Annotated in this window: 19 protein-coding genes; 13 read left to right on the top strand and 6 right to left on the bottom strand. The window is 60.8% G+C overall.

What is annotated here, in order from left to right:
• Nucleotides 1–137 precede the first annotated feature (137 nt).
• The 3 genes from mexE to AC4PS7_RS27500 are packed head-to-tail and all read left to right on the top strand — an operon-like array spanning nucleotide 138 to nucleotide 5,986.
• Nucleotides 138–1,379 (top strand): multidrug efflux RND transporter periplasmic adaptor subunit MexE, encoded by a 1,242-nt coding sequence (gene mexE, locus AC4PS7_RS27510; RefSeq protein ID WP_042571180.1) that lies wholly within the window; start codon nucleotides 138–140, stop codon nucleotides 1,377–1,379.
• A 15-nt stretch (nucleotides 1,380–1,394) separates the two neighbouring features.
• Nucleotides 1,395–4,574, top strand: coding sequence for an efflux RND transporter permease subunit (locus AC4PS7_RS27505; RefSeq protein ID WP_010210597.1), 3,180 nt, complete (start codon nucleotides 1,395–1,397; stop codon nucleotides 4,572–4,574).
• Nucleotides 4,571–5,986: an efflux transporter outer membrane subunit gene (locus AC4PS7_RS27500; protein ID WP_038453228.1), complete on the top strand. Its 1,416-nt coding sequence runs from the start codon at nucleotides 4,571–4,573 to the stop codon at nucleotides 5,984–5,986. Before AC4PS7_RS27505 ends, AC4PS7_RS27500 begins: the two co-directional genes overlap by 4 nt.
• A gap of 109 nt (nucleotides 5,987–6,095) precedes the next feature.
• Here AC4PS7_RS27500 and AC4PS7_RS27495 read toward each other — a convergent pair whose 3' ends face one another.
• Nucleotides 6,096–7,121: an AraC family transcriptional regulator gene (locus AC4PS7_RS27495; protein ID WP_492179843.1), complete on the bottom strand. Its 1,026-nt coding sequence runs from the start codon at nucleotides 7,119–7,121 to the stop codon at nucleotides 6,096–6,098.
• 167 nt (nucleotides 7,122–7,288) lie between these two features.
• Between AC4PS7_RS27495 and efeU the strand changes: the two genes are divergently transcribed.
• Genes efeU through efeO (AC4PS7_RS27475) form a run of 4 tightly spaced genes read left to right on the top strand, consistent with a single transcriptional unit; the run spans nucleotide 7,289 to nucleotide 11,500 of the window.
• A complete protein-coding gene (gene efeU, locus AC4PS7_RS27490) occupies nucleotides 7,289–8,122 on the top strand; it encodes an iron uptake transporter permease EfeU (protein WP_044287145.1) in 834 nt (277 codons plus the stop codon).
• 10 nt (nucleotides 8,123–8,132) lie between these two features.
• Nucleotides 8,133–9,335, top strand: a complete 1,203-nt coding sequence (efeO, locus tag AC4PS7_RS27485) for an iron uptake system protein EfeO (protein WP_044287144.1) — start codon at nucleotides 8,133–8,135, stop codon at nucleotides 9,333–9,335.
• Nucleotides 9,336–9,349: 14 nt separating this feature from the next.
• A complete protein-coding gene (efeB, locus tag AC4PS7_RS27480) occupies nucleotides 9,350–10,654 on the top strand; it encodes an iron uptake transporter deferrochelatase/peroxidase subunit (protein ID WP_010210606.1) in 1,305 nt (434 codons plus the stop codon).
• 27 nt (nucleotides 10,655–10,681) lie between these two features.
• Complete coding sequence (gene efeO / locus AC4PS7_RS27475; RefSeq protein ID WP_010210607.1) at nucleotides 10,682–11,500, top strand: iron uptake system protein EfeO; 819 nt, start codon at nucleotides 10,682–10,684, stop codon at nucleotides 11,498–11,500.
• Nucleotides 11,501–11,563: 63 nt separating this feature from the next.
• On the opposite strand, the gene pssA is transcribed toward efeO (AC4PS7_RS27475), so the two are convergent.
• On the bottom strand, nucleotides 11,564–12,907 hold the full coding sequence (gene pssA, locus AC4PS7_RS27470; protein ID WP_021491988.1) for a CDP-diacylglycerol--serine O-phosphatidyltransferase: 1,344 nt from the start codon (nucleotides 12,905–12,907) through the stop codon (nucleotides 11,564–11,566).
• A gap of 125 nt (nucleotides 12,908–13,032) precedes the next feature.
• Here pssA and AC4PS7_RS27465 point away from each other — a divergent pair, with 125 nt between their 5' ends.
• Together AC4PS7_RS27465 and AC4PS7_RS27460 are read left to right on the top strand one after the other, a co-directional pair.
• Nucleotides 13,033–13,596, top strand: coding sequence for a TetR/AcrR family transcriptional regulator (locus AC4PS7_RS27465; protein WP_492179842.1), 564 nt, complete (start codon nucleotides 13,033–13,035; stop codon nucleotides 13,594–13,596).
• 53 nt (nucleotides 13,597–13,649) lie between these two features.
• Nucleotides 13,650–14,129 carry a nuclear transport factor 2 family protein gene (locus AC4PS7_RS27460; protein WP_010210610.1) on the top strand — a complete coding sequence of 160 codons (480 nt, stop codon included), beginning with the start codon at nucleotides 13,650–13,652 and terminating at the stop codon, nucleotides 14,127–14,129.
• Between the two features lie 32 nt (nucleotides 14,130–14,161).
• On the opposite strand, the gene AC4PS7_RS27455 is transcribed toward AC4PS7_RS27460, so the two are convergent.
• Both AC4PS7_RS27455 and AC4PS7_RS27450 read right to left on the bottom strand, forming a co-directional pair.
• The gene (locus AC4PS7_RS27455) at nucleotides 14,162–15,319 is read right to left on the bottom strand and encodes a PQQ-dependent sugar dehydrogenase (protein WP_350487639.1); all 1,158 of its coding nucleotides are present in this window, start codon (nucleotides 15,317–15,319) and stop codon (nucleotides 14,162–14,164) included.
• A 12-nt stretch (nucleotides 15,320–15,331) separates the two neighbouring features.
• A complete protein-coding gene (locus AC4PS7_RS27450) occupies nucleotides 15,332–15,646 on the bottom strand; it encodes a hypothetical protein (RefSeq protein WP_031290812.1) in 315 nt (104 codons plus the stop codon).
• A 184-nt stretch (nucleotides 15,647–15,830) separates the two neighbouring features.
• Between AC4PS7_RS27450 and ku the strand changes: the two genes are divergently transcribed.
• On the top strand, nucleotides 15,831–16,664 hold the full coding sequence (ku, locus tag AC4PS7_RS27445) for a non-homologous end joining protein Ku (RefSeq protein WP_010210615.1): 834 nt from the start codon (nucleotides 15,831–15,833) through the stop codon (nucleotides 16,662–16,664).
• A gap of 3 nt (nucleotides 16,665–16,667) precedes the next feature.
• A complete protein-coding gene (gene ligD, locus AC4PS7_RS27440; protein WP_492179841.1) occupies nucleotides 16,668–19,127 on the top strand; it encodes a DNA ligase D in 2,460 nt (819 codons plus the stop codon).
• 21 nt (nucleotides 19,128–19,148) lie between these two features.
• On the opposite strand, the gene lpxO is transcribed toward ligD, so the two are convergent.
• The gene (gene lpxO / locus AC4PS7_RS27435) at nucleotides 19,149–20,048 is read right to left on the bottom strand and encodes a lipid A hydroxylase LpxO (RefSeq protein WP_010210619.1); all 900 of its coding nucleotides are present in this window, start codon (nucleotides 20,046–20,048) and stop codon (nucleotides 19,149–19,151) included.
• Between the two features lie 297 nt (nucleotides 20,049–20,345).
• Between lpxO and AC4PS7_RS27430 the strand changes: the two genes are divergently transcribed.
• Nucleotides 20,346–20,732 carry a TIGR03067 domain-containing protein gene (locus AC4PS7_RS27430; RefSeq protein WP_010210620.1) on the top strand — a complete coding sequence of 129 codons (387 nt, stop codon included), beginning with the start codon at nucleotides 20,346–20,348 and terminating at the stop codon, nucleotides 20,730–20,732.
• 141 nt (nucleotides 20,733–20,873) lie between these two features.
• On the opposite strand, the gene AC4PS7_RS27425 is transcribed toward AC4PS7_RS27430, so the two are convergent.
• Entirely contained in the window at nucleotides 20,874–21,686 is an 813-nt protein-coding gene (locus AC4PS7_RS27425; protein ID WP_010210621.1) for a class I SAM-dependent methyltransferase, read from the bottom strand.
• 155 nt (nucleotides 21,687–21,841) lie between these two features.
• Between AC4PS7_RS27425 and AC4PS7_RS27420 the strand changes: the two genes are divergently transcribed.
• Complete coding sequence (locus AC4PS7_RS27420) at nucleotides 21,842–23,080, top strand: MFS transporter (protein WP_029529153.1); 1,239 nt, start codon at nucleotides 21,842–21,844, stop codon at nucleotides 23,078–23,080.
• The last annotated feature ends 54 nt before the right edge of the window (nucleotides 23,081–23,134 follow it).

The following is a 23,134-nucleotide window of genomic DNA, read 5'->3' as shown; positions in this document are numbered from 1 at the left end:
CGAAACCCCCATACTAGAGGGCTAATCTCGCGCTTATATCATTCCGAATGATAGTTACCTTTGCTTCATTCGATTCGTGACATAGCACAGCGCCGCGCATGATCCGCCCATCTCAAATACATTGGCGGATGCACCTCATGGAACAGTCACTCAAACATTTGCGCTTCCCCCTGGCGGTTTTGGCCGTCGTGGTGATGAGCGCGTGCGGCAAGACCCCGGAACAAGCGGCCGCCATGCCTGCTGCCAAAGTCAGCGTGGCCAAGGTGCTGGAACAACCGGTCAACGAGTGGGACGAGTTCACCGGTCGCCTGGAAGCCCCCGAAACCGTACAGATCCGTCCGCGCGTGTCCGGCCAGATCGATCAGGTGGCCTTCACTGAAGGCGCCCTGGTAAAGAAAGGCGACCTGCTGTTCCAGATCGACCCGCGTCCGTTCCAGGCTGAAGTCCGCCGCCTTGAAGCCCAGTTGCAACAAACCCGCGCCGCCGCCACCCGCAGCGATAACGAAGCCCAACGCGGCGAGCGCCTGCGCCAGAGCAATGCGATTTCGGCCGAACTGGCCGACTCGCGCACCACCGCTGCCCAGGAAGCCCGCGCTGCCGTCGCCGGGATCCAGGCGCAGTTGGACCTGGCCAAGTTGAACCTGAGCTTTACCCGTGTGACCTCGCCGATCAGCGGGCGTGTCAGCCGTGCCGAAATCACCGCCGGTAACCTGGTGACCGCCGACGTCACCGCGCTGACCAGCGTGGTCTCCACCGACAAGGTCTACGCCTACTTCGACGCTGATGAGCGTGTGTTCCTCAAGTACACCGAACTGGCTCGCCAAGGCCGTCGCGGTGCGACCACTCCGGTTTATCTGGGCCTGTCCAACGAGACCGGCAACCCGCACCAGGGCCAGATGAACTTCGTCGACAACCAGGTCAACCCGGCCACCGGTACCATCCGTGGTCGCGCCGTGTTCGACAACAGCAAAGGCGAATTCACCCCTGGCCTGTATGCCCGCTTGAAGCTGGTTGGCAGCGGCACCTACTCCGCCGTGTTGATCAACGACGAAGCCGTCGGCACCGACCTCGGCAAGAAGTTCGTGCTGGTGATGGAAGGCGACAAGCCGGCTTATCGCTCAGTGGAACTGGGGCCGAAGATCGAAGGTTTGCGCATCGTGCGCAGTGGCCTCAACAAAGAAGACACCATCGTCGTCAAGGGCCTGCAGCGCGTGCGCCCAGGGTCGCCGGTCGCCCCGGAAACCATTCCGATGGCCAGCAAGGAAACCCTCGCCGCCTTGGCCCAACAACGACAAGCGCTTGAAGCCAGCAATCTGGAACAAGTGGCGCCGGATAAAGCCGCGCCGAAACTTGCCAGCGCTGCGACCCCACGCGGTTAAGGGATACGACTCAAGATGAATTTTTCCAAGTTCTTCATTTCGCGGCCGATCTTCGCAGCAGTGCTCTCGCTGCTGATCCTGATCGCCGGTGCGATCTCGCTGTTCCAACTGCCGATCAGCGAATACCCGGAAGTGGTGCCGCCGACCGTCGTGGTACGCGCCAACTTCCCGGGCGCCAACCCCAAAGTCATTGGTGAAACCGTGGCCGCTCCGTTGGAGCAAGCCATCACCGGCGTCGAGAACATGCTGTACATGTCCTCGCAGTCGACCGCCGACGGCAAGCTGACCCTGACCATCACCTTCGCCCTGGGCACCGACCTGGACAACGCGCAGGTGCAAGTGCAAAACCGCGTGACCCGGACTCAGCCGAAACTGCCTGAGGAAGTGACGCGCATCGGTATCACCGTGGACAAGGCCTCCCCCGACCTGACCATGGTGGTGCACTTGACCTCCCCGGATCAGCGCTACGACATGCTGTACCTGTCCAACTACGCCCTGCTCAACGTGAAGGATGAGTTGGCGCGTCTGGGCGGTGTGGGTGACGTGCAATTGTTCGGCATGGGCGACTATTCGCTGCGGGTGTGGCTGGACCCGAACAAGACCGCTTCGCGCAACCTGACGGCCACCGATGTGGTGACCGCGATCCGTGAGCAGAACCGTCAAGTGGCCGCCGGCGCCCTGGGTGCGCAACCTGCCCCGACCGCCACCGCGTTCCAGTTGTCGGTGAACACCCAAGGTCGCCTGGTGACCGAGGAAGAGTTCGAGAACATCATTATCCGTTCCGGCGATAACGGTGAAATCACTCGTTTGAAAGACATCGCACGGGTAGAGCTGGGTTCCAGCCAATACGCGCTGCGTTCGTTGCTGAACAACCAGCCGGCCGTGGCGATCCCGATCTTCCAGCGCCCTGGCTCCAACGCCATCGAGATCTCCAACGAAGTGCGCGGCAAGATGGAAGAGCTGAAAAAGAGCTTCCCGCAAGGCATGGACTACAGCATCGTCTATGACCCGACCATCTTCGTGCGCGGCTCCATCGAAGCGGTGGTGCACACCCTGTTCGAAGCGTTGATCCTGGTTGTGTTGGTGGTGATCCTGTTCCTGCAGACCTGGCGCGCCTCGATCATTCCGTTGGTGGCCGTGCCGGTATCCTTGATTGGTACGTTTGCGGTGATGCACCTGTTTGGCTTCTCGCTCAACGCGCTGTCCTTGTTCGGGTTGGTACTGGCCATCGGTATTGTGGTGGACGACGCCATCGTGGTGGTGGAGAACGTCGAACGGAACATCGAACTGGGCCTGGACCCGTTCCCGGCCACTGAAAAAGCCATGAGCGAAGTGACCGGCCCGATCATCGCCACGGCGCTGGTGCTGTGTGCGGTGTTCATTCCAGCTGCCTTTATCAGCGGCTTGACCGGGCAGTTCTACAAGCAATTCGCCTTGACCATTGCGATCTCGACGGTGATCTCGGCGTTCAACTCGCTGACCTTGTCCCCTGCCCTGGCCGCGGTGTTGCTGCGCAGCCATGACGCGCCGAAGGATCGTTTCTCCAAGATTCTCGACAAGATTTTCGGCGGCTGGTTGTTCCGTCCGTTCAACCGCTTTTTCGAAAAAGCCAGCCACGGTTATGTCGGCACCGTACGCCGTGTGATTCGCGGCAGCGGCATCGCCCTGTTCCTGTACGCCGGTTTGATGGTGCTGACCTGGTTCGGATTTGCCCACACCCCGACCGGTTTCGTACCGGCCCAGGACAAGCAATACCTGGTGGCGTTCGCCCAATTGCCGGACGCCGCGAGCCTGGACCGCACCGAAGACGTGATCAAGCGCATGTCTGACATCGCGCTGAAACAACCGGGTGTGGAAGCTGCCGTAGCCTTCCCGGGCTTGTCGATCAACGGTTTCACCAACAGCCCGAACAGCGGCATCGTGTTCGTGACCTTGAAACCGTTCGACGAACGTAAAGACCCGAGCATGTCAGCCGGTGCGATTGCCGGCGCGTTGAACGGTAAATACAGCGACATCCAGGAAGCCTACATGGCGATCTTCCCACCGCCGCCGGTACAGGGCCTGGGTACGATTGGTGGTTTCCGCCTGCAGATCGAAGACCGTGGCAACCTGGGTTACGACGAGCTGTACAAAGAAGTGCAGAACATCATCACCAAGAGCCGTACCACGCCGGAGCTGTTCGGCCTGTTCACCAGCTACACGGTCAACGTGCCCCAGGTCGATGCCGCCATCGACCGTGAAAAGGCCAAGACCCACGGCGTGGCGATCAGCGACATCTTCGATACCCTGCAGATCTACTTGGGTTCGTTGTATGCCAACGACTTCAACCGCTTCGGCCGGACCTACCAGGTCAACGTGCAGGCTGAGCAGCAGTTCCGCCTGGATGAAGACCAGATCGGCCAGCTGAAAGTGCGCAACAACAAAGGCGAGATGATCCCGTTGGCGACCTTCATCAAGGTCAGCGACACCTCGGGCCCGGACCGCGTGATGCACTACAACGGCTTCATCACCGCTGAAATCAACGGCAACGCTGCACCGGGCTACAGCTCGGGCCAGGCTGAAGCGGCGATCGAGAAACTGCTGAAAGAAGAACTGCCCAACGGCATGACCTACGAGTGGACTGACCTGACCTATCAGCAAATCCTCTCGGGTAACACTGCGCTGTTCGTGTTCCCGCTCTGCGTACTGCTGGCGTTCCTGGTACTGGCCGCCCAATACGAAAGCTGGAGCCTGCCATTGGCGGTGATCCTGATCGTACCGATGACACTGCTGTCGGCGATTACCGGGGTGATTATCTCGGGTGGCGACAACAACATCTTCACCCAGATCGGCTTGATCGTTCTGGTAGGCCTGGCCTGTAAGAACGCGATTCTGATTGTCGAGTTCGCCAAGGACAAACAGGCAGAAGGCCTCGATCCGCTCGCTGCGGTACTGGAAGCCTGCCGTCTGCGTCTGCGGCCGATCCTGATGACCTCGTTCGCCTTCATCATGGGTGTGGTGCCACTGGTGTTGTCCAGCGGTGCGGGTGCCGAGATGCGTCATGCCATGGGCGTGGCGGTGTTCTCCGGGATGATCGGTGTGACCTTCTTCGGTCTGTTGCTGACGCCAGTGTTCTACGTACTGATCCGTCGCTATGTAGAGCGCAGCGAAGCGCGCAAAGCGGCCAAGGCCTTGAAGCTGGAGACACAGCAATGAGTGTGAAAGTATTCCTGCCGAGCTTGTTGGTACTGGCGCTGAGCGCCTGTGCCGTGGGCCCGGACTACAAAACCCAGACACCGGAGGCGGCCAATATCACGGCCGCTGCCGATGCCAAGCAGTATGACCACGCCAAGTTCGAAGGCATCTGGTGGCAACAGTTCGAGGACCCGACCCTCAACCAACTGGTAACCCAGGCGCTGCAAGGTAACCGGGATCTGCGCGTCGCCTTTGCTCGCCTGCGGGCGGCACGGGCGATCCGCGATGACGCCAGCAATGACGCCATGCCGACCATCACCAGCCGTGCCAGCAGTGACCTGGCCAAGGGGCAAATCCCGGGCCAGACCACCAAGCGCGTTAACAGTGAGCGTTATGACCTCGGCCTGGACATGGCCTGGGAACTGGACCTGTTCGGTCGCATCCAGCGCAACCTGGAAGCCACCGACGCCGACCAGCAGGCCGCCGAGGCTGACTTGTACCAGCTGCAAGTCACCATGATTGCCGAACTGGTGGACGCCTACGGCCAACTGCGTGGTGCGCAACTGCGTGAACGCATTGCCCTGGACAACCTGAAGAACCAGCAGGAATCGCGCACCATCACCGTCAGCCTGCGGGATGCCGGTGTGGGCGACCAGCTCGACGTGGAGCGTGCCGACGCGCGTCTCGCGGCGGTTGAGGCCAGCGTGCCGCAACTGCAAGCCGAACAAGTGCGCGAGCGCAACCGCATCGCCACCCTCCTCGGCCAGCGTCCCGACAAGCTCAGCGTCGACCTGGGCCCGAAAAACCTGCCGGCAATTGCCAAGGCGTTGCCGATTGGCGATCCAGGGCAATTGCTGCAACGTCGCCCGGACATCCTCAGCGCCGAACGTAAACTGGCTGCTGCCACGGCGCGTATCGGCGTGGCCAAGGCCGACCTGTTCCCCCGGGTCAGCCTCAGCGGCTTCCTCGGCTTTACCGCCGGGCGAGGCTCGCAGATCGGCTCGTCCGCCGCGAATGCCTGGGCCCTGGGCCCAAGCATCACCTGGGCAGCATTTGACCTGGGCAGCGTGCGCGCCCGTTTGCGCGGCGCCGATGCCGAGGCGGACGGCGCCCTGGCGACCTACGAGCAGCAAGTCCTGTTGGCCTTGGAAGAATCCGAAAACGCCTTCAGCGACTACGGCAAACGTCAGCAACGCCTGGTTTCGTTGATCCGCCAAAGCGAATCCAGCCGCGCCGCCGCCGACCTGGCCGCGATCCGCTACCGCGAAGGCACCGTGGACTTCCTGGTGCTGCTGGACGCACAACGTGAGCGCCTGGCCGCCGAAGACTCCCAGGCCCAGGCCGAAGTGGATTTGTATCGCGGGATTGTCGCGATCTACAAAGCGCTGGGGGGCGGCTGGCAGCCGGATACGGTGGTCGCCAGCGCCAAGTGATGTAAAGAGCTCCTTTGGTTGGTCGCATCCAGCCAATTTTTTGCCCCGTGGTCCATTCGGTCACGGGGCTTTTTTATCCGTCGCTCAAAAAAGATTTTTCGCGAATCCTTCATTTATCAGCGAAGTGTTCATTAAGAATCAGACTCCGATAATGCCCCGGATTCGACCCGCTCCATTTACGAAACGCCTTATAAAACGAACTCGTATCCGCAAACCCCAACCGCTCCGCGATCTCGGCAAAACTGATCTGTGGCTCCGCCAACCACACAATCGCCAATTCCTTGCGCACACTGTCCTTGAGGCCCTGGTAGGTCTGCCCTTCTTCCGCCAGGCGCCGCCGCAAGGTTGAGGCGGAGATGCACAGGCTGACGGCGAGACCTTCAGTCTCCGGCCAGGTGTTGGGGGGGAGCTGGCGCAGGTCGTGCTTGATGCGGGTGGCGAGGCTGTCGGGATCGCGGTATTTGACCAGGATATTGGCCGGTGCGTGAGCCAGGAAACGCTTGAGTTCTTCCGGGGTGCGCTTGATTGGCAGGTCCAGGCAGTCGGCAGAGAAGATCATCCGCGTACGGGGCCGATCGAAACGCAGGTTGTCGGAGAACATCACCTGGTAGTCAGCGCAAAAGTCCGGTTTTGCGCAGCGCAGCTCAATCGCCAGGATTGGAATACGTCGTCCTGCCAGCCAGCAGGCCACGCCGTGCACAATCATCCAGTAGGTAAAGTAGGTGAAGGCGCGATTGGGTTCAGCCTCGGGCTCGACCAGCACGATCTCCGCCAGACTTTGTTGACGCACCAACTCAGCGGGCATCCGCTCCAGCATGAGTGACAGGAACCCCAGCGCGGTCTCCAGGCTGGTGGCGAGGGTTGGCTGCGCCATTGCAGCGCGGCAGAGAAACGCCAGGCTACCGGACTTGAGCTTGCGCGGGTCCATGCCAAAGAACTCATCATCGGTACGGCGTGCCAACAGGCGCCATAGACGTGCGTAGGTGGTGGCCGAAACCCGCGCGCTAGGTTCGGCCAGCCACTGCGGGTCTATCCCGGCGTCGTGCAGCACTTCAGCACTGGGCGCCCCCGGCGCGCAGCTTTGCAATAAAGCTTCACGCACAAGATGAATGGAGATGGTGTCTTTTTCCGACATGGTGAACCGCGTATCCAGCTGCGCAAAGAATGGCACGCATCATAAGGGCGGACGCGCATTGCCACCACCGTTCAGCCCATGTTCAGCAAACGTCAAGGATTGTTGTTTAGAAATGAGTATCATTATGTTACAAATTAGCACCCTATCTAGTTGTGACGCGGTGCCGAATGCTCGTTCCTTTCCTCATCATGCTGCGCGAAGGCATTGAAGCCGCATTGATCGTTGGCATCATCGCCAGCTACCTGCAACAGACCGGCCGTGGCCAGTGGATGCCCGCCGTGTGGATCGGCGTGTTTCTCGCTGCTGCACTGGCCCTGCTGGTCGGTGGGGGCCTGGAACTGGTCAGCGCCGAGTTCCCGCAAAAACAGCAAGAATTGTTTGAAGGCGTGGTTGGCCTGGTCGCCGTGGGCATCCTTAGCTCCATGGTGTTCTGGATGCGCAAAGTGGCGCGGTCCATCAAGCATTCCTTGCACGAATCCCTCGACCACGCCCTGGCCGGTTCCAAACACCAGGTCACGGCGCTGATCCTCATGGTGTTTTTCGCCGTGGCCCGCGAAGGCCTGGAAACCGTGTTCTTCCTGCTGGCCGTGTTCCAACAGAGCGAAGGACCAGGCGCACCCATAGGCGCCCTGCTCGGCCTGATCCTCGCGATCATCGTCGGTTTCCTGATCTATACCGGCAGCATGCGCCTGAACCTGGGGGCGTTTTTCCGCTGGACCGGCCTGTTTATCCTGGTGGTGGCTGCCGGCATCCTCGCCAATTCGGTGCAGGCCCTGCATGAAGCAGGCGTGTGGAATCACCTGCAGACCGTGCTGTTCGACTTCAGTGCCGCGTTGCCCATGGACAGCCCGCTGGGCTCAGTACTGGCCGGGATGTTCGGCTATCAGGAAGCGCCGACCATCAGCACCCTCGGCGCCTACCTGATTTATCTGGTGGTGGCCTTGGCAATGTTCTTCCTGCCCACCGCACCGGCCACACCCTCTTCCGTTTCCAGCCAGTAAGGACCGCCTCTTGTCCAACCCTACTCCTCAGCCCTCCTCGCCACCCCGCGCCCTGCGCTGGGCCGTGGCGGGGTCGGTGGTCGTGATGATCGCCGCCGGTGGCCTGTTCTATTACGCTTCGCAACTGGCGGCCAGCAAGCGCCAGACCAACCACAATGAAATCGCGGTGACCCTCCATGGCCACGCCTGCGAGCCCAATGAACTGAGCGTGCCCGCTGGCCGCGCCAGCTTTCGCATCATCAACCGCTCCGACCGTGCAGTGGAATGGGAAATCCTCGACGGTGTGCTGGTGGTCGAAGAACGGGAAAACATCGCCCCAGGCCTGAGCCAGGTGATCAACGCCAACCTGCTGCCCGGCGACTACGCTATCACCTGCGGCTTGCTGAGCAATCCCCGCGGTACCTTGCACGTGACACCGACCGCGGAATCCGACGCGCAAGCCAAGGCCAAGCCGTCGATGGTGGCGTTTATCGGGCCGCTGTCGGAGTTCCGTGTGTACCTGAGCGGCCAGGGCAGTGCATTGATCAAGGCCGTAACCGCGTTGCAACAAGCCATCGACGCTGGCGACCTGGCCCAGGCTCAAGCGCTCTACGTTCCGGCGCGCGAGGCTTACCAACGGCTGGCCCCGGCGTCGCAACGCCTGGCGGAGCTGGACAACGCGATCAACGCCCGCGCCGACTATTTTGAAAAGCGCGAGCAAGACCCGGCCTTCAGCGGTTTCCACCGGCTCGAATACAGCCTGTTCCAGCAACGCAGTCTCGACGGCTTGGCGCCGATTGCCCAGCGTCTGCTGACCGACGTCACCACCCTCAAGCAACAACTGCTCGCCCAGTCACTGCCGCCGGAGCAACTGGTCAGCATTGTGGTGCGCAACCTCAACAGCCTGGCCGATGTACGTGCCGTCAGTGGTGAAGAGGAACGCTACAGCCATGTCGACCTCAATGGTTTCGCCGCCAACCTGGAAGCTGCGCACAAAGTCGTCGACCTGATGCGCCCCTTGCTGACCAAGTCCGCCGCCGACCTGCTGCCTAACGTGGACAGCGCCCTCACGGCCTTCGACAGCCAACTCAACGAATTGAAAGTAGACGGCCAGTACCGCCACTACGACAGCGTCACCGCCGATCAGCGCCAGCAGATCGCCGACAAGGCCAAGGCTCTGGCCGCTGCACTCGATGGAATCGACCCCGCCCTTGGCCTTTCCGGCCTGAAGTGAAGACGACCGCACACATGAGTGATTCAGGACAATTTGACCACCAACGCCGCCGTGTCTTGCTGGGCATGGCCGCCACCGGCGCCGCCATTGCCGGCAGCGCCCTGACCTGCCCGGCCATGGCCGCCGCCGCGGAACAAGTCACCACCGCGCCGCGCAGCGACAAGACCCAGGATCACCACGACTTCTTCGGCATCCACCAGAGCGGTATCGTCACCCCGCGCCCAGCCTGCGGCATGCTTGTGGCATTCGATGTACTGGCCAGCGACCGCGAGGACCTGGAGCGCCTGTTCCGCACCTTGAACGCACGCATTGCCTTCCTGATGACCGGCGGCACCGTGCCGCAAGTCGACCCGAAACTGCCACCTACCGACTCCGGCATCCTCGGCCCGGTGGTCACGCCGGACAACCTGACCATTACCGTGTCCGTCGGCGAATCGCTGTTCGATGAGCGCTTCGGCCTTGGCGCGGTCAAGCCCAAACGCCTGAGCCGCATGGTTGGCTTCCCCAACGACGCACTGGAACCGGCGCAGTGCCACGGTGACCTGAGCCTGCAGTTCAGCTCCAACACGCCGGACACCAATATCCACGCCCTGCGCGACATCGTTAAGAACCTGCCCGACCTGCTGCTGGTGCGCTGGAAACAGGAAGGCAGCGTGCCGCCCCAGGCACCGAGTAAACCTGGCGAACCCGCGCAGAGCGCACGCAACTTCCTCGGCTTCCGTGACGGTTCGGCCAACCCGAACTCCAACGACACCAAGGCCATGGATCAGATTGTGTGGGTGCAACCGGGCAGCGATGAACCGGCCTGGGCGGCCAACGGCAGCTATCAGGCCGTGCGCATCATCCGCAATTTCGTCGAGCGCTGGGACCGTACCCCGCTGCAAGAACAGGAAAGCATCATCGGCCGCATCAAGCCGACCGGCGCACCCATGGACGGCGACAAAGAAACCCAGGTGCCCGACTACAGCAAGGACCCGGAAGGCAAGGTGACCAAGCTCGATGCCCACATTCGCCTGGCCAACCCGCGCACCCCGCAGACTCAGGCCAACCTGATCCTGCGTCGACCGTTCAACTACTCCAACGGCGTCAACAAAAACGGTCAGCTGGACATGGGTCTGTTGTTCATCTGCTACCAGGCTGACCTGGAGAAAGGCTTTATCAGCGTGCAAACCCGGCTCAACGGCGAGCCCCTGGAGGAATACCTCAAGCCGGTCGGCGGCGGGTACTTCTTCACCTTGCCGGGGGTCACGGGACCGAAGGATTTCATCGGGCGCACGCTGCTGGCTGCAACGCACCCCCACACCACTGCCCAGACCTAAAACACACCCCAGAGCGGAAACCGTCCCATGAAAAAGTCGTCTATCGCGTTGTCGTTATTGCTGACCCTTTCGCCGTTGGCAGCCTTCGCCGCTACCGCGCCGCTGGACCTGGTCGGGCCGGTGTCGGACTACAAAATCTACGTCACCGAAGAAATCGGCGAGCTGGTCACCCAGACCCAAGCCTTTACCGACGCCATCAACAAGGGCGACCTGGCCACCGCCAAGAAACTCTACGCGCCGACCCGCGTGCACTATGAGTCCATCGAGCCGATCGCCGAGCTGTTCAGCGACCTCGACGCATCCATCGACTCCCGCGTCGACGATCATGAAAAGGGCGTGACCGCCGATGACTTCACCGGCTTCCACCGCATCGAGTATGTACTGTTCTCGCAGAACACTACCCAAGGCCTGGAAGAGCTGACTGCCAAGCTGAACACCGACGTCAACGACCTCAAGACGCGCGTCGATGGCCTGACTTTCCCACCGGAAAAAGTCGTAGGTGGTGCCGCAGCCCTGCTTGAAGAAGTCGCCGCCACCAAGATCTCCGGTGAAGAAGACCGCTACAGCCATACCGACCTGTATGACTTCCAGGGCAACATCGACGGCGCGAAGAAAATCGTCGACCTGTTCCGTGGCCAGATCGAGAAACAAGACAAAGCCTTCCTGGCCAAGGTCGACAAGAACTTCGCCACCGTGGACAAGATCCTGGCCAAGTACAAAACCAAGGACGGTGGTTTCGAGACCTACGACAAGGTCAAGGAAAACGACCGCAAGGCCCTGGTGGGCCCGGTCAACACCCTGGCGGAAGACCTGTCCACCTTGCGTGGCAAGCTGGGCTTGAACTAAGCGACAGACAAAAAAGACCCAGTCCCCGGTTGAAGGGGCTGGGTCTTTTTTTTGCCTGCAGGTTTACAGGATGCGGTACAGCAATCGTTCGATACGAACGCGGCTGACCCGGCGCAGGAACTTGCCAACGGCCTCCGGGTAGTCCGGCAGTGTTTGCAGGTCCTGATAACGCTCGATACGCGTGGTGTGCTGGAAAATCTGCGCCAGTTCGGTGCGTCGCGGCACCAGCCACTCATGCTTGGGATCATCGATCAACAACGCGTTTTCCAGGTCGAGGCGGAACGCGCGCGGGTTGAGGTTGTTACCGGTGAGCAAGGTGTAGCGCTGGTCGATCCACATGCCTTTGAGGTGGTACGTGTTGTCACCGTCGCGCCACAGGTGCAGGTTCAACTGGCCGCTGTCGATCATCGGCTGATGGCGCTTGGCAAAGCGGCGCAAGCTGATTTCGTAGAGGTAGGGCAGCGCAGCAATGACCTTGAACGGCTCGCTGGGCGGGATGTAGAAATCGTTGGCGGTCTTGTCGCCGACAACGATGTCGATCTTCACCCCGCGTGCCAGGGCGCGGTTGATTTCGCGGGTGACCGGCAGCGGCAGGTTGAAGTACGGAGTACAGATGGTCAGCTGATGCTGGGCGCTGGCAATCAGTTCGAGGATCACCCGGTTCAGGGGGTTGTTCTTGCCGACCCCGAGCAAGGGGCTGACCGACAGTTGACCATTGGGCAACTGCCCCGCCGTGGTGTCGTAAGTCGCGTGTTTCAGGCGGCTGCGCAAATCGCCGATGTCGTTGCGCAGGCTACGGGTGGTGGGCGGATTGGGCAGGTCCAGGCGATTGACCGCCTTGGATGCCACCAGGCCGTGCTCCACCAGGTGCTGCATGGAATCGGCGAGCGCTTTGTTGTGGATCAGGTGGTAGCGGTCGAAACGGTACTTGTCGAATTTGTGCAAGTACACATTGTTCAGGCTGGCGCCGCTGTACAGCACCGAGTCATCGATCACGAAGCCCTTGAGGTGCAGCACGCCGAACAACTCGCGGGTTTGCACCGGCACGCCGTACACCGGCACTTCGCTGCTGTGGCGCTGGGTCATGGCCTGGTACCAGGCGCTGTTGCCGGGCTGCTTGCCGGCACCGATCAAGCCGCGCTGGGCACGCAACCAGTCAACCACCACCACGATGTCGAGTTCCGGCCGCGCAGCCTTGGCGGCGTGCAGGGCGTCGTAGATCTCCTGCCCCGCTTCGTCCTGCTGCAAGTACAGCGCGACGATATAGATGCGCCGGGTGGCCTGGGCAATCTTCTCCAGCAGGCAGCGACGATAAGCGTCTGCGCTGGACAGTACCTCAAGGGCGTCGGGACTGAGGGGGAAACCGCGCAGTTTGGGCAGCAGGGAGCGTTTGAAGAACGACGGCATAAGGCTCGCAATGGGTCGAATCCGAAGAGGCCCCGAGCTTACACCATGGGGGTGCTCAGGTCTCGCTGCGGCGCATGGAAAAATGTTAATTGACTATGAAGAACGATCGTTCTACTGTTAGCCACATGAACGAAATGAACCGCAATGAAACCCGCGACATTATTCTCGACGTTACTGAGAAGTTGATCTATCGCCATGGCATCGCCGCCACGGGCATGGACTTTCTGGTGAAGACCGCCGGTGTCTCGAGAAAAAGTATTTACCGCTACTTTGCCAATAAAGACGAATTGGTGATTGCCGCCCTGCAACGTCGCGATGAACGCTGGATGCAGTGGCTGCGCGATGAAGTCGAACGCCGTGAAGGCACGGGAGAACGCCTGCTGGCGCTGTTCAGCGCGCTCAAGGATTGGTTCGGCACCGCCGACTTCCGTGGCTGTGCCTTCATCAACACCAGTGGCGAAACCGGTGACCCACGCGACCCGGTGCGCCTGCTGGCCAAGGCCCATAAACAGAAACTGTTCGAGTACGCACTTGAACTGTGTCAAGCACATGGCACCCCCGACCCCGAGCGGCAGGCCGCGCAACTGCTGATCCTGATCGATGGCGCCATTACCGTTGCCCTAGTGATGGGCGATTCAACAGTTGCCGATAATGCGCAATGCATGGCGCGAACGTTATTGGGACTTTGAACCCGCTGGTAGGCGCAACTTCCGATAAACCTTATTCGTTGAGGAACCGTCCAATGTCATCGACTGCAGAAATACGTCCGCCACTGCCGCCGTTCACTCGCGCGTCGGCCATCGAAAAAGTACGCCTGGCCGAAGACGGCTGGAACTCCCGCGACCCGCAGCGGGTGTCCCTGGCGTACACGCTGGACACCCAGTGGCGCAACCGCGCCGAATTCGCGCATAACCGCGAAGAAGCCAAAGGTTTTCTCACCCGCAAGTGGGCAAAGGAACTGGACTACCGGCTGATCAAGGAGTTGTGGGCGTTTACCGATAACCGCATCGCGGTGCGCTATGCCTATGAATGGCACGACGATTCGGGCAACTGGTTCCGCTCCTACGGCAACGAGAACTGGGAATTCGACGAGAATGGCCTGATGGCCAATCGTTTTGCCTGCATCAACGACCTGCCGATCAAAGAAAGCGAGCGCAAGTTCCACTGGCCGCTGGGCCGGCGCCCGGATGATCATCCAGGGCTGTCCGAGCTAGGGCTGTAAAACAGTTGGGGCCGGTTTGCCGGCCCCAACGCTTAGTCCTGGTTCAACCCCACTCGATACAGCACGCCATCCTCCTCATCCGTCAGTACATACAGAAAGCCATCCGGCCCCTGTCGTACATCGCGGATGCGCGCCTTCAGCCCACCGAGCAAGCGTTCCTCATGGATCACCTTGTCGCCATCAAACTGCAAGCGGATCAACTCCTGGGTGGCCAACGCACCAATAAACACGTTGTGCTGCCAGGGCTTGAAGCGATCCGCATCGTAAAACGCCATGCCGCTGATACCCGGTGATTTTTCCCACACGTGATGCGGCGGTACTGTGCCCTCCACCGTTTTGCCTTTGGCTTCGGGAATCGGTGTCAGCGAGTAGTTGATGCCGTGGGTTGCCAACGGCCAACCATAATTCTTGCCCCGCTCGATGATGTTGATCTCATCCCCCCCACGCGGCCCATGTTCGTTTTCCCAGATCGTGCCGCTCCACGGGTTAAGCGCCAGTCCCTGGGGGTTGCGCTGGCCGTAGGACCAGATCTCCGGACGTACGCCTTGCTGACCGACGAAGGGGTTGTCATCCGGTACGCGGCCATCCGGGTAGATGCGTACGACCTTGCCCTGCAGCTTGTCCAAGTCCTGGGCGGTCGGACGATCGTTGTTTTCCCCTAGGGTCACGAACAGGTAGCCATCGCGGTCGAAGGCCAGGCGCGAGCCGAAGTGGTTGCCGGTCGACAGCTTGGGCTCCTGGCGCAGGATCACCTTGAAGTCGGTCAAGCCACTGAGGTCAGCCGCCAGGCGCCCTCGGCCCACCGCGGTGCCGGCGGTACCGCCCTTGCCGCCACCTTCGGCGTAGGACAGGTAGACCGTGCGGTCCTCCTTGAAGTCCGGCGACAAGACCACATCCAGCAAACCGCCCTGCCCTTTGGCCCAGACTTCAGGCACCCCCTTTAGTGGCGCGGACAGCTTGCCGTCGGGGCTGACAAAGCGCAGGTGGCCAGGGCGTTCAGTCACCAGGAAGCCTTGCTTGTCCGGCAGAAAGGCCACCGCCCATGGGTGGTCCAGGCCTTTGGCGATCGGCGTGGCGCTGATGCTGCCCTGTTCACTGGGGAACTGCTGGGCGTCGGCGGCGTAAGCAGCCGTCAACGGCAGCAGCGTGGTGGCGCAAAGGGCGGCTAGCAGGCTTTTGCGTAGAAACATAAGGCGGAATCCTTACCGGCGATTGCCGTTGGCATCATAAGTGGGGGCTTTGGTTTCGGTGGCTGGGCGGCTGGGCGCGGCATTGCGTTTGGGATAGCTATTGCCGATACCGCCGTTTTCCAGGGTCGGCGTGCGCGTGGTCGGCCCGGTCTGGATACCGCGAACCGCCGGAGCATTCTGTTGGGTACCCTGCATGCTATTGGGATTGGCCCGGTGGATCGGGCCGTTGTTGCCGCTGTTGTTACCGGGCAGGTTTTGCGCCTGGACCATAGGAACAAGGGCCAGACCCAACAACAGGGCTGCAACGTGACGCCTGCAACTGTTCATGACGAAGCCTCTCTGGGGCGAGGAGTACGTGCTTTCGATAACACGCTACGCCTTGGGTTCGGCTTTCGACACTAAATAGTTTCTCATCAGGTGTAACACGATCTGTCCGCGCATCTGACCGGAGAAACTTTTCCCGCCGCTTTCGAGTCACCAGAACACAGCCTCTTCGTAAGGAATCGCACTTATGCCACGGGCAATCTGGAAAGGCGCCATCAGCTTTGGCCTGGTGCACATCCCGGTCTCACTGGTCTCGGCCACCTCCTCTCAAGGCGTCGACTTTGATTGGCTGGACAAACGCAGCATGGACCCGGTGGGTTACAAACGCATCAACAAGACCACCGGCAAGGAAGTGACAAAGGACAACATTGTCAAAGGCGTTGCGTTCGAGAAAGGCCGCTACGTGGTGCTCAGCGAAGAGGAAATCCGCTCGGCCCACCCCAAATCGACCCAGACCATCGAGATCATCGCGTTTGTCGCCAGCGACCAGATCCCATTGCAGAACATCGACACCCCCTACTTCCTTGCTCCGGATAAGCGTGGCGGCAAGGTCTACGCATTGCTAAGGGAAACCCTCAGGAAAACCCGCAAAGTGGCCCTGGCCAATGTCGTGCTGCACACCAAGCAGCACCTGGCAGCCTTGATGCCGTTGGACTCGGCACTTGTGCTGGTAATGCTGCGCTGGCCTGCCGAAGTGCGAAGCCTGGACGAACTGGAGCTGGGCAGCGACGTGACCAAGCCGAGCCTGGCCAAGGGCGAGCTGGACATGGCCAAGCGCCTGGTGGACGACATGAGCGCCGACTGGCAGCCCGACGACTACCGCGACAGTTTCCAGGAAAAAATCATGGCGCTGGTGGCCAAAAAGGCCAAGGCCGGCAAGATCGAGGATGTGGAAACCAGCAAAGACAGCGAAGAACGCAAGTCCGCCGATGTGATCGACCTGACGGAACTGCTCAAGCGTAGCCTGGCCGGCAAACCCACGAAGAAGCCTGCCGCGAAGAAATCCACCAAGGCCTCCTAAGTCATGTCCAAGCCCTTGAGCGAATACAACCGCAAACGTGATTTCGGGATAACCGCCGAACCGGCAGGCAGTGCGCCAGCAGGCAAACGCAAAGCCTCGGCGCTGTCGTTTGTGATTCAAAAGCATGACGCACGCAACCTGCACTATGACTTCCGCCTGGAGCTCGACGGCGTACTGCTCAGTTGGGCCGTCCCCAAAGGCCCGAGCCTGGATCCCAGCCACAAGCGCCTGGCCGTCCACGTCGAAGATCATCCCCTGAGCTATGGCGGCTTTGAAGGCAGCATTCCAGCGGGTCAGTACGGTGCAGGCGATGTCATCGTGTGGGACCGCGGCATCTGGCAGCCCCACGATGAGCCCCGCAAGGCCTACGCAGCCGGCAAGCTCAAATTCACCCTGGTCGGCGAGAAGCTCTCCGGTGACTGGGCGCTGGTGCGCACGCGCTTGAAGGGCAGCGGCGACAAGGAACAATGGCTGCTGATCAAGGAAAAGGACCCACAGGCGCGCTCGGCCGACGACTACGATATCGTCCAGGCCCAGCCGAACAGCGTGCTCAGCGATGCCTCAGTGGGCAAACCCAAGACGCGGGCCAAGGCCAGGAAAACCGCCCTCCCCGAGCAATTCACCCCACAATTGGCCACACTGGTGGATCGTGCACCCGAGGGCGATTGGCAATACGAAATCAAGTTCGACGGTTACCGCATGCTCGCACGTATCCAAGCGGGTGAAGTGCGCCTGTTCACCCGCAACGGGCACGACTGGACCGAGCGTCTGCCGCGTCAGGTCAAGGCCTTGCAGGCACTGAAGCTCAAGGACAGCTGGCTGGATGGTGAGGTGGTCAGCCTCAATGGCGACGGCCTGCCGGACTTTCAGGCGCTGCAAAATGCCTTAGATATCGGCCGCAGCCTGGACATTGTCTACTACTTGTTTGACGCGCCCTTTCTCAATGGCGAGGACCAACGCCAGGCGCCGGTCGAGGAACGCCGCGCCGCCCTAAAGGAGGCTCTGGCCGGTAGCCGCAGCACATTGCTGCGCTATTCCGAAGCGTTTACCGCGCACCACCGGGACATCTTTGAAAGCGCCTGCGACTTGGCCCTCGAAGGCGTGATCGGTAAGCGCCTGGGCAGCCCGTACGTTTCCCGTCGAAGTGCCGACTGGATCAAACTCAAATGCCGGCTGTCCCAGGAATTCGTGATCGTCGGTTACACCCGGCCACAGGGTTCACGCAGTGGCTTCGGCGCGCTGTTGCTGGCGGTGAATAACGACACGGGCCTGGTGTACGCGGGCCGTGTGGGAACGGGTTTCGATCAGGCGGCGCTGAAAGCCATTTACGCGCAGCTCACACCGCTGGAGTGCGAGACGTCACCCCTGGCGAAGCCACTGTCCAGCGCCCAAGCGCGTGGTGTGCATTGGGTCAAACCGACGTTGGTCGCGCAGGTGCAGTTTGCCGAGTGGACACGCGAAGGCGTGGTCCGCCAGGCAGCGTTTGTCGGGCTGCGCACCGACAAGCCGGTGGCGCAGGTTGTTCATGAGCAACCACGCACGGTCCACTCAAGGAAGCCGGTGAAAAAAACCAGTCGCGATGTGAACATCACCCACCCAGACCGTGTGATCGATAAACACAGCGGCACACAAAAACAGCAACTCGCGCAATTCTACGACACCATCAGCCAATGGATTCTGCCCTTCCTGCGCCATCGTCCTGTCTCACTGCTGAGAGCGCCCGAGGGTATCGAAGGCGAGCAATTCTTCCAGAAACACTCGGAGCGCCTGGCCATTCCCAACATCAAGCAATTGGATCAGTCTCTCGATCCTGGCCATGCACGCCTGATGGAAATCGACAACGTCGGCGCATTGATCGGCGCAGTACAAATGGGCAGCGTGGAGTTTCACACCTGGGGCGCCACCTCGGACAAGATCGAAACCCCGGACTTGTTTGTGCTCGATCTCGACCCGGACCCGGCACTGCCCTGGAAAGCCATGCTGGAGGCCGCGCAACTCACCCTGTCGGTTTTGGATGAGCTGGGGTTGCAAGCCTTCGTCAAAACCAGCGGCGGCAAGGGCCTGCACCTGATCGTGCCGTTGGCGCGCCGAGACAATTGGGAGACCGTCAAGGCGTTCGCCAAGGGCATCGCCCAGTTCATGACCGAGCAGTTGCCCGAACGTTTTACCGCGACATCGGGCCCCAAAAACCGGGTCGGCAAGATCTTTATCGATTACCTGCGCAATGCCCGCGGTGCCAGCACCGTAGCGGCGTATTCCGTGCGCGCACGGCCTGGCTTGCCAGTGTCGGTACCGGTCAGCCGCGAGGAGTTGGAGGGGTTACGCGGTGCGCAACAATGGACCGTCGCCAATGTGCTGCAGCGCTTGAACGCTTTGAAAGCGGACCCCTGGGCGGGGTATGCCAATCGCCAGAAGATCAGCAAGAAGATGTGGGACAAACTGGGCGCCCATCCACCGGAATGAATGGCGCCCACAAAGCGATCCTCAGATCAGCAGGAAAATAGCTGCCAATCCAGCGAAGATCGCCCATTTTTCCAGGTAGTAGCGCGTACGATTGCGCTTTTTCAGTTCCTTGCCACGCAGGCGGATCTTGTACAGACGCGTGAAGGCGCGATTGAGCCCGCCGGTCTTGTCACCCGCATCGTTGGGCGAACCTGCAGCCGCCATCACGTTACGGCTGAACCAGCGGTTGAACGCAGCCGCCCAGCGGTATTTCATCGGCCGCTCGATGTCGCAGAACAGGATGATGCGGTTCTGCTGCGTGGTGTTTTCGGCGTAGTGGATGTAGGTCTCGTCAAACATCACCGGCTCGCCATCACGCCAGTAATAGTTCTCGCCATCCACATTGATGTAGCAGCCAGGATCGTTCGGGGTGTCCAGGCCCAAGTGGTAGCGGTACGAGCCGGCATAGGGGTCACGGTGGCGCACCAGCTTGGAGCCCGGCGGCAGCTCGGCGAACATCGCGGCCTTGATCGAACCGATGCTCTGCACCAGCTCAGTGGTGCGCGGGCACAGCTTCATCGCTGAAGGGTGACTGTCGCCATACCATTTCAGGTAGAAACGCTTCCAACCCGACTTGAAGAACGAGTTGAAACCCACGTCGTTGTACTGATCCGAGCGCTTGATCTCCCCGGCACGCATCAGGTTCTGGCCTTCCAGGCGAATTTCTTCCCAATGTTCCTGGAGCGGACTCAGGTCGGGAAAATCACTGGGTGACAGATACGGTCGGCTGGGCAGCTTGGAGAAGAGGTAGAGAAAGCAGTTGATCGGTGCCAGGAAGGTCGAATGATCACTGAGCTGGCGACCCAGCTTGTGCCGCACCCGGCCACGCAGATGTACATACGCAATCGAGGCAACGTAAAGAACAACAATGATGAGTTTCAAGGGATTTCGTCACACGTCAGAAGAGAACAGGCTGCTCCTGCGTGCCCACAACGGCCGAGGTTGGATAGCAGCACCTGAAATCACAATTCACACAGTCGGCACGACCCGTTGAGGTACAACGGGTTGATGGCCATTGGCAGTTATTTAGCCACAGGTTGTAACCAAAAGTTAACTAAGAATTGTGAAAAGCTGTCGCGTGAGTGTGTTGGGCGCAAGGGTCGACAAATGTCAGCCCTGGCTATGCGCAGGCAACCATCCAGTGGTAAAAAGCAGCCCCAGCACCTAAAAGGAATGTGTATGCCCTCCCTGATAGACCCGGATGTTCAAGCCCTCCAAGGCGCCTGGGAGCAGACGTCATTGGAAGACAATGGCGTGCTCAACCCCGTCGACGCCCACAGCGCCCCCGGGGCACTGACCACGATTACCGACGACCGCTTTGAAGTGAGGACCACCTCGGGCGAAGTGTTGCTGGCGGGCCGATTCTCCCTCGACAGCAGCACCGTCCCTAAAACCATTACCTGGATCGATTCCATCGGCGAGGATGCAGGTAAGCACTTGCCCGCCAGTTATCGGCTCGACAGGGATGAGTTTGTTTTCATTGCAGCGGATGAAGGCATGCCCAGGCCGACCACATTCAGTACCGGTCCCGGGCAGACCATGCGCACGTTCGTGCGGCGCACCTGAGGGGCAGGCCCTACAAGTTTGCGACGGCATTTTCACGAAGCCTTCACTTTCGGACCTATAGGGTGAAACTTACCTACTCCAGTGAATCCCTTGGCCCGCCTCCCCTCGCGGGCCTTTTTTTGCCTGTGGCACCCCATGACGTTATCCGGGACGTTTGGTGGCGGTCAGCGTAAAACACATCGGCAATTGCGCAGGCTGGTGCTCGTACTGGTCGTACAGTTCTTCGCGGTTGGAGTGCGGATACTCCTGGAGGTTTGTGATTTGCAGGTCTGCGCGGATTGCGGCACTGACCACGTCGCCCAGGGTGTGCACGTACCAATAGGACGTCGGCCCGGCCACTTCGCCCTGCCCTTCGTAGACAATCGACTCCTGCAGCACAAACGGCTCGCGCTGAAAGTAGGAACTGGCCGGCAGGAAAGGGTTTTGCGCCCGTGGATCAAATACCTCCAGAAACGGATGGGTTTCATACATCACCAACGTGCCGCCGGGCTTCAAGGTACTCGCAACGTGTCGCATGAACTGCTTCACATCCGGCATCCAGCCCAGCACGCCGATGGTCACCAGAGCGATATCGAAGCGCGCCTGCAAAGAGTGCGGCAACTGGTGGATATCACTTTCTATGAACTCAGGGTTGTGCGGTGAGACTTCGGCCAGTTCACGGGCCTGTTGCACAAACGCCTGGGATTGATCCACGCCCACGACCGAACGCGCGCCCAGGCCGTACAACGAAAGGCTTTCGCGGCCATTGTTACAGCACAGTTGCACCACATCCTTACCGACTACCCCAACGTCTTGCAGCACGCCGGTAAGCGTGGGGTCCAGGCAAGAAAAGTCAGCGGCGCCGACACTGTTGAGCAGCACGTTCCAGGTGTCGCTGGTTTTGTGCAGGCTGGCGGATTGGTCCCAGGCGTCCTTGTTGCTGGCAATCGCCTGTTGAGCCGAGGGCATGTCCATTGCGTCTCCAGATATTCAATACAGCGGGGCTGCGAAAATAAGCCAAGTGCTCTCGGATTAAAACCCCGCGAAGCGGGCGAAACTTAACGCAGGCCCCACGGGTCATTATCGCAATGCGTGTTCTGCCCTTGAACGCCATCTCCGAAGACCTCGCCGTGGCCAAACACTCCGACCTGCGCAACGCCTTGTCCCTGGACAGCCTGAATTTCTTCCTCGCGGATGTGCGCGACGGCCTCGGCCCTTACTTGGCCATTTACTTGCTGGCCGTGCACAAATGGGACCCGGCCAGCATCGGCGTGGTCATGACCCTGGCCGGCATCGCCGCCTTGCTCACCCAGGGACCGGCGGGGGCGCTGATCGACCGCACCCGCAGCAAGCGCGCAGTGGTTGCGTTGGCCGCCATCGTGGTGACCGGCAGCTGCCTGCTGCTGCCCTTTGTCAGCTCCTTCAGCCTGGTGGCGTTGACCCAGGCCGCCAGCGCCGTCGCCGCGTCCGTGTTCGCTCCGGCAATCAGCGCAATCTCCCTGGGCATCACCGGGCCACGCGCGTTCACCCGCCGTACGGGGCGCAACGAAACATTCAACCACGCCGGCAATGCCGTCGCGGCGCTATTGGCCGGCGGCTTGGCGTATCTGTTCGGCCCAGTGGTGGTGTTCTACCTGATGGCCTTTATGGCGGTGGCCAGCGTCATCGCGATCAGTTGCGTGTCGGCTGAGGCCATCGACCATGACGTCGCCCGAGGTTTTGACCCGGAGCACCACACTGACCACGAACAACCCTCCGGTATCAGCGTGTTGCTGTCCAACCGCCCGCTATTGCTGTTCGCCATCTGCTGCGCCCTGTTCCACCTGGCCAACGCCGCAATGTTGCCGCTGGTCAGCCAGAAACTTTCACAGATCAACCTGCAGATGGCCACGCCGCTGACGTCGGCGTGCATCGTCGCCGCGCAATTGGTGATGGTGCCGATGGCTTGGCTGGTTGGGCTCAAGGCCGACATCTGGGGACGCAAACCCTTGCTGATGGCCGGGTTCATCATCCTGCCGCTGCGCGGTGTGCTCTATACGCTGTCCAGTGATCCCTACTGGCTGGTTGCCGTGCAGATGCTCGACGGCATCGGCGCGGGGATCTTCGGCGCGTTGTTCCCGGTCATCGTCAAGGACCTGACCCAAGGCACCGGGCGCTTCAACGTCAGCCTGGGCGCCCTCTCCACCGTATTCGGCCTGGGCGCGGCACTGAGCAGCAGCCTGGCCGGTTTCGTGGTGCAACAGGCCGGCTACAACGCCGCGTTCCTGACCCTGGCCGGCGTGGCGGCCCTGGCATTGGCGCTGTTGTGGCTGGCGATGCCGGAGACCTTGGCGAAACCTTCCTTCGCTAGACATACAACTGTCGCCTGACATATGCGACAATGCGCGCCAAATTCCAACACACATCCAAAATTTTCTGCTCAG

It is taken from the genome of Pseudomonas sp. DW-iso3, assembly GCF_058725305.1.
Note: the sequence above shows the minus strand (reverse complement) of the source record. Positions and strands in the feature narration are given on the sequence as shown.

What these genes read in the sequence shown, in the direction of transcription:
- AC4PS7_RS27495 (WP_492179843.1), bottom strand. Translation starts at nt 7,121, where the DNA reads ATGTCGGAAAAAGACACCATCTCCATTCATCTTGTGCGTGAAGCTTTA.
- AC4PS7_RS27425 (WP_010210621.1), bottom strand. Translation starts at nt 21,686, where the DNA reads ATGGACATGCCCTCGGCTCAACAGGCGATTGCCAGCAACAAGGACGCC.
- AC4PS7_RS27455 (WP_350487639.1), bottom strand. Translation starts at nt 15,319, where the DNA reads ATGTTTCTACGCAAAAGCCTGCTAGCCGCCCTTTGCGCCACCACGCTG.
- efeU (WP_044287145.1), top strand. Translation starts at nt 7,289, where the DNA reads ATGCTCGTTCCTTTCCTCATCATGCTGCGCGAAGGCATTGAAGCCGCA.
- efeO (WP_010210607.1), top strand. Translation starts at nt 10,682, where the DNA reads ATGAAAAAGTCGTCTATCGCGTTGTCGTTATTGCTGACCCTTTCGCCG.
- efeB (WP_010210606.1), top strand. Translation starts at nt 9,350, where the DNA reads ATGAGTGATTCAGGACAATTTGACCACCAACGCCGCCGTGTCTTGCTG.
- ligD (WP_492179841.1), top strand. Translation starts at nt 16,668, where the DNA reads ATGTCCAAGCCCTTGAGCGAATACAACCGCAAACGTGATTTCGGGATA.
- ku (WP_010210615.1), top strand. Translation starts at nt 15,831, where the DNA reads ATGCCACGGGCAATCTGGAAAGGCGCCATCAGCTTTGGCCTGGTGCAC.
- AC4PS7_RS27500 (WP_038453228.1), top strand. Translation starts at nt 4,571, where the DNA reads ATGAGTGTGAAAGTATTCCTGCCGAGCTTGTTGGTACTGGCGCTGAGC.
- AC4PS7_RS27505 (WP_010210597.1), top strand. Translation starts at nt 1,395, where the DNA reads ATGAATTTTTCCAAGTTCTTCATTTCGCGGCCGATCTTCGCAGCAGTG.
- AC4PS7_RS27450 (WP_031290812.1), bottom strand. Translation starts at nt 15,646, where the DNA reads ATGAACAGTTGCAGGCGTCACGTTGCAGCCCTGTTGTTGGGTCTGGCC.
- AC4PS7_RS27430 (WP_010210620.1), top strand. Translation starts at nt 20,346, where the DNA reads ATGCCCTCCCTGATAGACCCGGATGTTCAAGCCCTCCAAGGCGCCTGG.
- AC4PS7_RS27465 (WP_492179842.1), top strand. Translation starts at nt 13,033, where the DNA reads ATGAACGAAATGAACCGCAATGAAACCCGCGACATTATTCTCGACGTT.
- pssA (WP_021491988.1), bottom strand. Translation starts at nt 12,907, where the DNA reads ATGCCGTCGTTCTTCAAACGCTCCCTGCTGCCCAAACTGCGCGGTTTC.
- AC4PS7_RS27460 (WP_010210610.1), top strand. Translation starts at nt 13,650, where the DNA reads ATGTCATCGACTGCAGAAATACGTCCGCCACTGCCGCCGTTCACTCGC.
- mexE (WP_042571180.1), top strand. Translation starts at nt 138, where the DNA reads ATGGAACAGTCACTCAAACATTTGCGCTTCCCCCTGGCGGTTTTGGCC.